Annotated in this window: 12 protein-coding genes and 1 pseudogene; 6 read left to right on the top strand and 7 right to left on the bottom strand. The window is 67.3% G+C overall.

Annotated elements, in window-relative coordinates; all coding sequences use genetic code 11:
• Positions 1–22: 22 nt before the first annotated feature.
• The gene (locus ACWEQQ_RS24085) at positions 23–1,183 is read right to left on the bottom strand and encodes an acyl-CoA dehydrogenase family protein (RefSeq protein ID WP_452342552.1); all 1,161 of its coding nucleotides are present in this window, start codon (positions 1,181–1,183) and stop codon (positions 23–25) included.
• A gap of 5 nt (positions 1,184–1,188) precedes the next feature.
• A pseudogene (locus tag ACWEQQ_RS24080) lies at positions 1,189–1,523 on the bottom strand (CoA transferase); the annotation flags it as partial.
• 161 nt (positions 1,524–1,684) lie between these two features.
• Here ACWEQQ_RS24080 and ACWEQQ_RS24075 point away from each other — a divergent pair.
• Entirely contained in the window at positions 1,685–2,269 is a 585-nt protein-coding gene (locus tag ACWEQQ_RS24075; protein ID WP_354841517.1) for a TetR/AcrR family transcriptional regulator, read from the top strand.
• Between the two features lie 29 nt (positions 2,270–2,298).
• Entirely contained in the window at positions 2,299–2,436 is a 138-nt protein-coding gene (locus tag ACWEQQ_RS24070; RefSeq protein ID WP_452349767.1) for a hypothetical protein, read from the top strand.
• 16 nt (positions 2,437–2,452) lie between these two features.
• Here ACWEQQ_RS24070 and ACWEQQ_RS24065 read toward each other — a convergent pair whose 3' ends face one another.
• Positions 2,453–3,142: a dienelactone hydrolase family protein gene (locus ACWEQQ_RS24065; protein ID WP_452349766.1), complete on the bottom strand. Its 690-nt coding sequence runs from the start codon at positions 3,140–3,142 to the stop codon at positions 2,453–2,455.
• 117 nt (positions 3,143–3,259) lie between these two features.
• A complete protein-coding gene (locus ACWEQQ_RS24060) occupies positions 3,260–3,583 on the bottom strand; it encodes a rhodanese-like domain-containing protein (RefSeq protein ID WP_452349765.1) in 324 nt (107 codons plus the stop codon).
• A gap of 79 nt (positions 3,584–3,662) precedes the next feature.
• Between ACWEQQ_RS24060 and ACWEQQ_RS24055 the strand changes: the two genes are divergently transcribed.
• Both ACWEQQ_RS24055 and ACWEQQ_RS24050 read left to right on the top strand, forming a co-directional pair.
• Positions 3,663–4,136: a MarR family winged helix-turn-helix transcriptional regulator gene (locus ACWEQQ_RS24055; RefSeq protein ID WP_452349764.1), complete on the top strand. Its 474-nt coding sequence runs from the start codon at positions 3,663–3,665 to the stop codon at positions 4,134–4,136.
• Complete coding sequence (locus tag ACWEQQ_RS24050) at positions 4,136–5,128, top strand: LLM class F420-dependent oxidoreductase (protein WP_452349763.1); 993 nt, start codon at positions 4,136–4,138, stop codon at positions 5,126–5,128. The genes ACWEQQ_RS24055 and ACWEQQ_RS24050 overlap by 1 nt, the downstream gene beginning before the upstream one ends.
• A 162-nt stretch (positions 5,129–5,290) precedes the next feature.
• Here the strand turns inward: ACWEQQ_RS24050 and ACWEQQ_RS24045 are convergent, their stop codons facing one another.
• On the bottom strand, positions 5,291–6,604 hold the full coding sequence (locus ACWEQQ_RS24045; RefSeq protein ID WP_452349762.1) for a family 1 glycosylhydrolase: 1,314 nt from the start codon (positions 6,602–6,604) through the stop codon (positions 5,291–5,293).
• 67 nt (positions 6,605–6,671) lie between these two features.
• Between ACWEQQ_RS24045 and ACWEQQ_RS24040 the strand changes: the two genes are divergently transcribed.
• A complete protein-coding gene (locus ACWEQQ_RS24040) occupies positions 6,672–7,253 on the top strand; it encodes a TetR/AcrR family transcriptional regulator (protein WP_452342545.1) in 582 nt (193 codons plus the stop codon).
• A 47-nt stretch (positions 7,254–7,300) separates the two neighbouring features.
• On the opposite strand, the gene ACWEQQ_RS24035 is transcribed toward ACWEQQ_RS24040, so the two are convergent.
• Positions 7,301–9,790 (bottom strand): aminotransferase class I/II-fold pyridoxal phosphate-dependent enzyme, encoded by a 2,490-nt coding sequence (locus tag ACWEQQ_RS24035; RefSeq protein WP_452349761.1) that lies wholly within the window; start codon positions 9,788–9,790, stop codon positions 7,301–7,303.
• Positions 9,787–10,806 (bottom strand): helix-turn-helix domain-containing protein, encoded by a 1,020-nt coding sequence (locus tag ACWEQQ_RS24030; protein ID WP_452342543.1) that lies wholly within the window; start codon positions 10,804–10,806, stop codon positions 9,787–9,789. Before ACWEQQ_RS24030 ends, ACWEQQ_RS24035 begins: the two co-directional genes overlap by 4 nt.
• A gap of 342 nt (positions 10,807–11,148) precedes the next feature.
• Here ACWEQQ_RS24030 and ACWEQQ_RS24025 point away from each other — a divergent pair, with 342 nt between their 5' ends.
• On the top strand, positions 11,149–11,526 hold the full coding sequence (locus ACWEQQ_RS24025; RefSeq protein WP_452349760.1) for a hypothetical protein: 378 nt from the start codon (positions 11,149–11,151) through the stop codon (positions 11,524–11,526).
• The last annotated feature ends 53 nt before the right edge of the window (positions 11,527–11,579 follow it).

Below are 11,579 nucleotides of genomic sequence, written 5' to 3'. Positions count from 1 at the left end.
CCACTGTCGTATCACCTCCGCGTCACAGCGAGCGGGAGATGATCTCCTTCATGATCTCGCTGGTGCCGCCGTAGATGCGGTTCACGCGCGAACCCGTGTACATGTTCGCGATCGGGTACTCCATCATGTAGCCGTAGCCGCCGAACAGCTGCAGGCACTTGTCGACCACCTTGTCGGCGGTCTCGGCGGCGAACAGCTTGGCCATGGACGCGGTCGACGGATCGTTCCTGCCGTCGATGTACTGCTGAATCGCGTAGTCCACCAGCGTCTTGATGGCCAGCGCCTCGGTCTTGACCTCGGCCAGGGTGAAGGCATTGTGCTGGAACTTGCCGATCGGGCGGCCGAACGCCTCGCGCTCCTTGGAGTAGCGCAGCGCCTCCAGCACCGCCGCCTCGGCCAGGGCCGAGCACAGGCTGGCGATGATCAGGCGCTCGCGGGCCAGCTGCTCCATCAGTTGATAGAAGCCCAGACCCTCCTGCGCGCCGAGCAGATTGGCGACCGGGACGCGCATGTCGGAGAAGAACAGCTCGCGGGTGTCCTGGGCGTGCTGGCCCATCTTCTCCAGCACCCGGCCGCGCTCGAAGCCCGGCAGATCCTTGGTCTCGGCCACGATGAGCGAGACGCCGGCCGCACCCTGGGACGGGTCGGTCTTGGCCACGATCACCAGCAGATCGCAGTGAGTGCCATTGGAGATGAATGTCTTCGAGCCGTTGATGACGTAGTGGTCGCCCGCGCGGATGGCGGTGGTGCGCACCGACTGCAGGTCCGAACCGGTGCCCGGCTCGGTCATGGCGATGGCCAGCACCAGCTCACCGCTGATGATGCCCGGCAGCCACTTCCGGCGCTGCTCCTCGTTGCCGTAGTGGTAGACGTAGTGCGACACGATCGGCGAGTGCACCGAGAAGCCGAAGCCATTGTCGTGCGCGTAGACCAGCTCCTCCTGGACCACGGCCTGCAGGCCGAAATCGCCACCCGCGCCGCCGAATTCCTCGGGCAGGTCCAGCCCGAGCAGACCGGCGTCACCGGCCTTGTTCCAGAACTCACGATCGACCATGTGCTGCTTGGTCCAGCGCTCGCGGTTGGGCGCGGACTCCTTGCGGAAGAACTCCGCCGCGTGCTTGCGCAGCTCGCGGTGCTGGTCCGTCTCCCAGGTGGGGCGGTAGTCGGGGAACAGTACGGACATCGGTGTCACTCTCCGTTGTTGCGTCGGATGCCGTTGAGCGGCAGGTCTTCCCGAGCGGCGATGGCTTCGAGCTCGGCAATGGTCTTGTCGGCGAACGCCTTCCGGAAAGCCTCGTGGGTGCCGTCGGTCCCGAAGGTCGCCAGCGCACCCAGGAAGAAGTGCGGCTCCACCGCCCCCAGCGCGATGTAGCCGTCTGCGCACTCGTAGACGGCGTAGCCGGGGAAGGCTCCGCCGGCACCGCCCCGTCCCCCATGAGCCGGTACCGCACCGCGTCGCCCGTGCGGGCCGCGGCCTCTTCCAGCGCCACCCGATACGGCTGTCCCGCACCGGTTCCCGCCCGGCGCACCCGGGCGCCAGCGCGCCGCATCGTTGGTTCCTCCATGCAGCGAACGATACAGTTGTATTGTAAGTCGGTCAATCATAACGCCAGCTCAGCGCCTGACCGGGAACCGCTACTAGTCGACGTAAAATCGGCGGACGCAATCGACGAGTTGAGGGGCGATGCTGAATCCACGAGCCACCAATGACGACCTGACCGCCAAGGCCCGCATCCGCAATGCCGCCATGGACCTGTTCGCCCAGTACGGCGACTCCCGGGTCTCGCTGCGCGCGGTGGCCGCCGAGGCCGGCGTCACCCTCGGGCTCGTCCAGCACCATTTCAAGACCAAGGACGGCCTGCGCGACGCGGTCGACAAGCTGGTCGTCGACTACTTCGCCCAGACCGTCGCCTCGATTCCCCCTACCGGCACGCACGCCGAAGTCGCGTCGGCCCGCGACGAAGCGGTCCGCCGGATGCTGCACGACAACCCGGCCGTCGTGAACTACATTCGCCGCTCCCTGCTGGAACCCTCGGAAACCCGCATCCATCTCCTGGACGCCCTCGTGGACCTGACCCGCAGCGAGGTCGCCGGCCTGCGGGAGGCCGGCCTGGCCTCCACCGACAAACCCGAATCCGCCCAGATTGTCGCCGTCCTGATCCGCCAATTCGGCGAACTCCTACTGGCCCCCATGCTCGACGCCGTCTGGGAACGCGTCTCCCCCGACAACCCCACCCGCCCGCGCCTGTCGATCACCGTCAGGGACTGAGCAGAGAGCCGCGACCGAAGGACAGCGCGATGACGGAAACCGACTGCCTGATGTCCTCGCCCCCGATGGCTCGGCGACTCCTGGAATCCATCGCCGCCGTCGACGCCGGTGATGTCGAAATGCACGAACTCATGGATATCCCGGACGAAAACGAAACCGCTGAATGATCTCGGTACTCGTCGGTCAGCGCAGGTGAGTCTCGAAGAAGGCGAAGATGCGCCGCCAGGCGTCCTCGGTGGCTTCCTCGTTGTAGCCGAGGCCCGTGACCCGGATGACCGGTTCGGCCGGGGTGAGGTTGGCGAAGGCGTGGGTGACGCCGGGGTAGGTCTTCACATCGTGGTCGATGCCATAGTCGGTCAGGACGCGTTCGAGTTTCGAGCCGCGGCCGGGATTGGCCGGGTCGAGGGCGCCGTAGCTGGCGACGATGGGGCAGGAACCGCGCAGGATGTCCTGGTAGTTGCCGCGGCCGGAGGGGTAGAAGGGGGCCGCGGCGTCGAAACCCTTGGTGGCAGCCAGGAGTGCGAACCCGCCGCCCAGGCAGAAGCCGACCACAGCCACCCGGCCGGTGCAGTTCGGATCGGCGATGAGATGGGCGCGGGCGCTGAGGATGTCGTGGACGGTGGTGCCGTTCCCATTGGACAGCAGTTCCCGGATCACGCTCGGCACGCACCGAACCCGGCCGCGCGCGAAAAGATTCGGAACGATGGCGAGATACCCGTTGTCGGCCAGGCGGCCGGCGATGGTCCGCATGTCGTCGTTGACACCCACCATGTCGTGCACCACCACGACACCGGGCCAGGGCCCGGGTCCGGCCGGAGTGGCGACATAGGCGTCGATGGCGCCGTCGGGTGTGGTCAGTTGGATCGTGCTCACCGGTGAGCCCCCTCCGTCGGAGATCGAACTAACCGGGGCATCGTAGCGCGTCTGGGACAATCTGCCGCTCCCCGCCGCGCATCGCGACGGGGGGCGGCCGAGTGCCGTTGTGCGCGATCAGCTTTCGACGGGCAGACCCGCCTCGGTCCAATCCTGGATGCCGTCGCGGTACTTGCGGACATTGGTGTAGCCCAGCCGCTCCAGCCGGGTGGCCACGTTCTGGCTGTTGGGGCAGGCGGCGTTGGAGCAATAGGTGACGATGGCCGCGTCGCGATCCGGAAGCAGGTGCGGCGCGCGGCTTTCCACCTCGGACTCGACCAGCGCGAGCGCGCCGGGGAGGTGGGCCTTGGCGTAGTACTTGCCGCCGAGGGCGTCGAGCACGATGACCGAACCGGCCTCGATCTCCTGCACGAGTTCGTCGCGTGTGATGAGTGCGGTCATGGAAGTTCCTTTCCGAGAATATGTGCGTGTGCACGCTACTACTTACGTGCGCGCGCACGCAACTGGTTATGATGGGCCGGTGTCCGCCTCCCGATCCCATCCGGCCGTCCACGCCTGGGCCGCCCTGCTGCAGGTCCACGCGAAACTCGTGCCCGAGCTCGACGCCGCCCTGCGCCGCGCCACCGGACTGCCGCTGAGCTGGTACGACGTGCTGCTGGAACTCGATGGGCCACACCGGCTCCGAATGAGCGACCTGGGTGAGCGGGTGGTGCTGAGCCGCACCCGGGTCAGCCGCCTGGTGACCGAGATGGAGTCGGACGGTTTGGTTCGGCGTGAATCCAATCCGGACGACGGCCGCTCGGCGTTCGTGAGCATTACCGATGCGGGCCGCCGCCGCTTCCGTGAGGCCGCGCCGCATTATCTGACCGGCATCGAGCAGCGCTTCGGGGGCAGACTGGATCCGGCCGAACTCGAGACCGTCGCAACGGCATTGCGCAAGGTGCTCGGCCCGGCCGAGGTGACCACACCGGATTCGAACAGAGGAGATATCTAGTGCGTTTCGGCATCTTCATCCCGCAGGGCTGGCGGCTCGACCTGGTCGGTATCGATCCCGCCGCGCAGTGGGGAGTGATGCGGGACCTGGCGCAGCGCGCGGATTCGGGGGACGTCTGGGAGTCACTGTGGGTGTACGACCACTTCCACACCGTGCCGGTCCCCACCGAGGAGGCCACCCACGAGGCGTGGTCGCTCATGTCCGCGCTGGCGGCCAGCACCACGCGTATCCGGCTGGGGCAGATGTGCACCGCCATGAGCTACCGGGACCCCGCCTACCTGGCCAAGGTCGCCGCCACCGTGGATCTCATCTCGGGCGGCCGGGTGGAAATGGGCATCGGCGGTGGGTGGTACGAGCACGAATGGCGCGCCTACGGTTACGGATTCCCCTCCGCCGGTGTGCGATTGGGCCGCCTGGACGAGGGCGTGCAGATCTTCAAGCAGGCGTGGACCACCGGCAAGGCCACTCTCGACGGCAAGCACTACCAGGTCGACGGCGCGATCGTGCGCCCGCTTCCCCTGCAGGAGGGCGGAATTCCGATCTGGATCGCGGGCGGCGGCGAGAAGGTGACGCTCCGGATCGCGGCGAAGTACGCCCAGTACACCAATTTCGCGGGCGATCCGGAGACCTTCACCCAGAAGTCGGACCTGCTGCGCGCCCACTGTGCCGCGGTCGGAACGGAATTCGACGCCATCACCCGGAGCTCCAACTTCAATACCCTCGTCGGCGCGACCGAGGCCGAGGTGCAGGACCGCCTGTCCCAGCTGGAGGCCCGCCTGACCCCCTTCGTCGGGGCCGAGGGCGCGGCCCAGCACGTGAAGGATCTCTTCCGTGACTCCCCCGCCGTCGGCACCCCCGAGCAGATCGTCGAACGGCTCTCGCGCGTCAGGGATCTCGGGCTGGGCTACTCCATCCACTACTTCCCGGAGACCGCCTACGACACCTCCGGACTGGAGCTCTTCGAGCGCGAGGTCGTCCCCGCACTGCGCTGAACCCGAAAACCGCCCGCTGACACCGATGTCCGGGTCAGCGGGCGGCATGCGGGGCATCGCCGGATCGGACCGATGGGTCGACACCCGATGCGCGGGTCGGGCCGGTCAGGGGGAAGCACCTGACACGATGTCGCACGGCCGATCCGGCGAGCCGCCGGGTGGTCAGCGGGGCAGCGTCACCGGATCGGTGCAGCTGGCGGGGGCGTCGACCAGCGAGCAGGTCTTGGGCTCGCGGGTCGGGCGGTAGTCGGCGGGGACGCCGCCCGAGCGGGTGATCTCGGTGTAGGCCGGGACCGCGTCGGTGGGGCGGCGGGTGAGGGTGGGGTCGGTCCGGACGTCCACCGTGTAGAGGCCGAATCGCGGTGTGTAGGAACCCCACTCGTAGTTGTCGGTGAGGCTCCAGTAGTTGTAGCCGATCACGTTCATGCCGTCGGCTTTGGCGCGCTGCACCCAGTAGACGGTGTCGCGCAGGTCGTCCGCCCGGGTGTACCCGTCGTCGCGCGGCTTGCCGTTCTCCGTGGGCATGCCGTTCTCGACGATATAGAGCGGCTTACCCGGGAAGGCGTGCGAATAGTGTTCCAGCGCATAGTAGATGCCGTCGGCCTGCAGCGGGTTGTGCCAGAGCTGGCTGATGTTCGCCGAACGCAGAGCATCCGGGGACAGGCCGTAGTAGTAGTCGATTCCGATGTAGTCCAGCTTGGCGGCGATCTTGCCGATGAGCGGGCCGTTCACCGCGTCCTCCGCCGACGGGAGGTAGGCGACATTGCTGGTGACCAGCGCGTCCGGCTGCACCTGGTGGATGTAGTCGTAGATGGCGTTGTGCGCCTGCGCGATCCGGTCCTGCATGATCGGCACCGCGGTCACCGGCAGCGAGCCCATCCGGACCTCGTTGATCATGTACATGGCCGGCTCGTTGAACGTGACCCAGAGCGGATTGCCCGCCGCGTAGCGGTCCACGATGGTGCGCGCGTTGGCCAGCCAGTCGTCGACCATCCCCGGCTGATTCCAGCCGCCCCGATCCGCCTCCCAGCCCGGGTACACCCAGTGGTCGAGGGTCAGCATGGGCCGCATGCCCGCCGCCTCGATGGCCCCGATCACCCTGTCGTAGAAGCGAAGTCCGTCCTCGTCCCACACGCCCGGCCGGGGCTGAACCCGCGCCCATTCGATGCCGATCCGGTACACCTTCACGCCCAGCTGTCTCGCCAGCTCGATATCGGACCCGTAGCGGTCGGCGAAGTCGATCGAATCCCCGTACGGGTCGTCGGTTTTCCCGGAGGCGGCGTAGCGGGACCAATTGCTGTCCGGCGCATGCCCTTCGGACTGGAATCCCGAGGCCGCCACGCCCCACAGGAAATCCGGGCCGAGCGGCGCGATCCGCGCGGGCGGTTCCGGCCGGGCGAAGGCCGGGGCCGCACTCGCGGTGAGGGCGGCGGCGGCCAGGACGACCGGGGCGAGGTTGCGGAGGCGGAATCGCATGGGCAAAACCGTACAGCGCTCGGTTTTGGTGGACAAGCAACTCTCAGAGTCCGCTTAAACTCGACCGATGGCGAAACGAGGCCCCTACGGGAAAGGCATCGAACGGCGGGAGCAGATCCTGGAGGCCGCGCTGCACACCATTGCCGAGCGCGGATTCCTGGCCACCTCGGTGGCCGAGCTGGCCGAGGCGGTCGGCCTGAGCCAGAGCGGGCTGCTGCACTACTTCGGCTCCAAGGAGGAGCTGTTCGTCGCGGTCCTGCGCAAACGCGACGAGATCGACGTGGCCGCCATGGGCGACCCCACGCCCGAGGCGCTCATCCAGCTCATTCGCCGTAACACCCAGGTGCCCGGCCTCATCGAGCTGTTCACCCACATGCAGGCGGCCGCCGCCGATCCGAACCACCCCGCCCACGAGTACATGCGCCTGCACTACGAACTCGGCACCGCCGGCTTCGCCGAGCTCATCCGCGGCATCCAGCGGGCGGGCGGCATCCCGGAGTCCGTCGACGCCGAGGTGATGGCCACCGCGTTCATGGCCCTGGCCGACGGCCTGCAATCGCGCTGGCTCATCGACCCGTCCATCGACATGGAGTTCTATCTCCGGCAGTGCTGGACCCGGTTCACCGGCATGACGTTCACCGCAGACTGACCGATCCACGCCGCCTCAGCGACTGCCCGCCAGCGTCAGCGCGCAGATCACAGTTCGCTCATCTCGACACCGGCGATTGCCGCACCCTGTTCCGCACCGCCCTCGAAAAAGCTTGGGACGACATCTCTTCCATCTGACCTGGGGGCCGCGCTGTACCCCAGGATCGCGGTGGCCGCGGCCGCACCGTACGCACGACTCGCGACGTCCGGACGCGCGGACGGGAAGTTCGAGCGATGCATCACGGTGACGTTGTTGGCCAGCGTCACCGTGGCGTCCACGCGGGTCACCACGCAGTTGCCGCCCGACTTGGCCGTCAGATCGACCACCACGGCACCGTTCGGCAACGCCGCCAGACCCGCCCGGTCCAGCAGCACCGGTGCCGCCGTCCCGCGCCGTCCGGCCGCACACACCACCAGATTCGGACGGACGGAACGGATGTAGTCCGCGACCCGGTCCGGATCGGGATCGAGAAGAAAGCGATTCGCGCCCCGGGCCGACGCGGTGGCGCGCTGCTCGGCTCGGCGACCGATGGCCGCCGGTGACGCGTCACCACAGCGAACCGCGGCGTCGATGGCGGCGAGCCCGGCCTGCCCACAGCCGATGATCAGCGCACGCACCGCACAATCCGGATCCTGCTCGCGTAGGCGCTCACGCCCCTCGCGGTAGGCCACCTCACCGGCGATCCGGCTCATGGCGGTCAGCGGATCGAGGTGAGCCGTCTCGAGATCCGGTGGCATGTGCTCGAAGCCCACCGACTCCACCCCGTATTGGCTCAGCCGGTGAATGGACCGGCGGCGCTTCACCGGATCCTGGAATCCGAGTAGTAGCTGCCCGGTCCGGGTCGGCATCGTATCCAGGTCGTAGGCAGGCGGTTTGACCCAGGCGACCAGGTCGGCGACGGCGAAGACGCACTCGGGTCCCGGCACCACCGAGGCGCCGGCGGCCCGATAGTCGGCGTCGTCGAACCGGGCCCACCGCCCGGCATCCTGCTCCACCACCACCTTCAGCCCGCTGCGGACCAGCGCCGTCACATCATCCGGTGTGGAGGCGACACGCAGTTCGTGGGCGGCGGTTTCGCGCAGCACGCCGACGGTGGAGACCCGCGGGGACCGAGCCGGAATCCGTCGTTCCAGCAGGGCGCCGGAATACGTCATGCCGGCGTCGATCCGCTGGAGCAGCCGCTCGATGCGGTCGAACAACTCGACGACCAGATCCGGACCCACCTCACCGGTGGCGCGCCGGGGCGTTGTCACATTGAGCCGCACGCCCATTCGATGCGATCCGGTGCGGTCCAGCGCCACGCAGTCGATGCCGGCCGCCATCAGCAGCAGGTCCTCCAGGTCCGCGCTGGATCGCACCGCCGCCGCCGACATCACCCCGGCATCGAATTCGATCGTGAGGAACATGCCGTCCCGGCTGCCCAGCGGCCGCAGCAGTTCGGTGCCGAATCCAGCATTGATCCCGGCCACCAGCCGACGCGCGGAATCCATCCGGTCCCGCAGCAGCACGCGGTTCCGGATCAGGTAGCCGTCCGAGGTGCCCTCGATCGTGGCACGGGCCAGATGCGTGGTCTCACGCTGGAAGGCGACACGTAGTCGCTCGCGTACCCGGGCCAGCCACTGCTGGTCGCCCGAACAGGCCGCACCCAGCTTGCACGGCCCGAAGGCGTTGAACGCCTTGGAATTACCGGTGATGCTGAGGACCCGGTCATACAGTCGGACCGGGCCATCGGCCGTCGGGACGACGATCGACGCAATCGGGATGTGCCCCTCGACGAGTAGGTCGAACGACATATCGCAGATCACCGGCACATCGGCGGCGACGAGCACCCGGCCGATCTCGACCAGCTGCTCGACGGTGTAGTCGGCGACCACCGGGTTGCCGGGCAGGGTCAGCAAAACGCCGCACAGGTTTCCCTGCGCCGCATGGTGTTTCAGGGTTCGCTCCAGCGATACCGGGTCGATCCGGAAGTCGCTGCCCGGGGTCACACTGCTGGTCGCCATCCGCATGCGGAACTTGGCGATGTGCCCGGCCACGCTCTTGTAGTAGCCCTCCGGGCAGACCAGGACGCCACCGGGCCGAGCCAGCGTGGCGATCGCCTCCTCCAGCAGGACGGTGCTCGAGTAGGGGCTGACGATCACCTCGCCGGGATCGATATCGACTCCCGGCATTCCGTCGATCGGTTGCGATATCCGCGCGAACAGCCGCTCGGCAGCCAACCTGCGCAGGACCGCCGGTTGCTTCTTGGCGTAGGGCGACCCGTCCCGGCCGTCGGTGAGATTTCCGCCGCCCGCCGCGCCATGACCGGCCATCACCTCGGCCCATGCGGAATTCAGGGCCGCCGTGGCGTTCCGGTCCATGGGCAGCCCGGTTTCACCGTGATACGCGTCGATGATCCCGCGATAGATCCGGCCGTTCGTCCCGGCGAACCGGCTCTCGCTGTCGAGGTAGTTCCGCGCGAGATGCTTGCGCTGGTCGGAACGGTCCGCCACGTCGACCGGGTCCAGCGGCGGCGACACCGCGAACCCTCGGCTCATCTGGGCGCGCCTTCAGATCCGGGCTGCCCGTCGCTCCACGCCTGACGCAGGGCCGCACGGAAACGGTCGCGGCAGTCCTCCTGGTCCAGGTGCTCGAACCGAATCAGTCCCGTCCGCTCCACGAGATCGTTGACGACGAGCGCCATTCCGTCCGCCCTGAGATCGCGGAGGTGCTTGAACTTGCGGTGGGCGGTCTGGACATCGTGCCAGAGTGAGGAGAACCGGCTGGAGTCACGCTCGCGACGGCGGAAATCGTAGTCGCCCGCCAGCACGTAACTGTCGTCGACGATGAGCATGCCCTGTGCGTTGGGAGCGAACTCCCGGTTCACCAGGGTGGTTTCCACGTTCGCCTTGACCTGTTGCCAGAGCTTGTCCTCATAGGGCGTCACGTTCACCACGTCGTCCAGCACATAGACACGCTGCACCGACACACCGGCTCGGGCTTTGGCGAGGATCGCCCGGTGATATTCGACGCCGACGTCGCCGCCGATCGCGCCCAGTTCGGCGGTGTGGATCGCGCAGATCCGCTGTTGCGCGCGATCCAGCACCGTCAGCCAGTCCAGGACCGTATTCCATTCCGGCACAACGACACTGCCCGAGGGAATCTGCACCAAGACCTCCTCGGCCCGGACCAGCTGGCGCTCGGCGATCTCCCGGAGCGGCACGAGTTGCTCACCCATGTCGTCGAGGTTGGACAGGCTCTGGGCGAGCGCGAGGACGCGGGCGGCCAGGTCGGGCTTCTCGGTCGAGAGGATCTCGAAGCGGATACGCAGGTCGCTGATGACACGCTCGGCCTCGGTCTCGTCGTCGAGGCCGGGCAGGCGTTCGCCCAGGGCCGCACTCAGCTTTTCGCGCTGGGAGCGGGGTGGAACGCGTCTGCCGTTCTCGATCTGTTGAATCAGACTGCGCGAGCAGCCGACCCGATCGGCCAGCGCCTCCTGGGTGAGATTGCGTTGCCGGCGGAGTCGCTTGACTGCCGCGCCGATCTGCTCGCCGTCCGAGGCCGAGCCAGACATGCTCGTCTCCCATCATGATCCGCATTGCTCAGACGTGTCACGCGAAGCCCATCCTAAGCACGATGTGTCATCTTCGCCATCGCAGATCTAGCACGAGTCTGCCGATTGTTTTACAGGTCAGGCTAAACGGGCAAAACGACCATGCCGAATATCAGCTGGGGCGCAGATCTGCGATTGGAATACGGCAACACTCAGCGCGACAGCACCCAAACCGCTTGATATCTACGATATCCAGGATACTTGTACGCCCATACGCCTATTTCTAAGCATCAGTTGCCTTTTCAGTATCGTCCTTGAGCAATTCTTCTGGCTATGTGCCATCGAAGCACTCCAGTATCCTTGGTGCTACAACCACTCTTCGAGGAGGTTCCCGACCTCATGGCCCTCGAATTCACCCCCTGGACCGTCCGCAGCGACAAGACGCCCGAGATAGCCTTTCGCACAACACCTTCCACCGACAGCTGGGTGCTCACCTGGCTCCCGGATCGATTGCTCACCCAGGAAGCGGCCTGCCGCGGCCTGGTGCTCGACGAGATCCTGAGCGATCCGAGTCCGGACGATCCCGATCAGGCGCTGGCGGTGGCCGAGCTGCTGGCCGCCGAGCTGGACCTCACCCTGCGCGAAGTCGTTGTGCTGCTGTGGGTTCGGTCCGCAGAGCGCGACCTGCGCACCGAATTCACCCCGGCGCCACCGCACCCGGCGGCGCCGGTACACAGCTGATCAGCGAATCCGCTGACCGGCACCACCTTTCGAGATCCCGGGGAGGAGATCTC

It is taken from the genome of Nocardia sp. NPDC004123, assembly GCF_053603795.1.
Note: the sequence above shows the minus strand (reverse complement) of the source record. Positions and strands in the feature narration are given on the sequence as shown.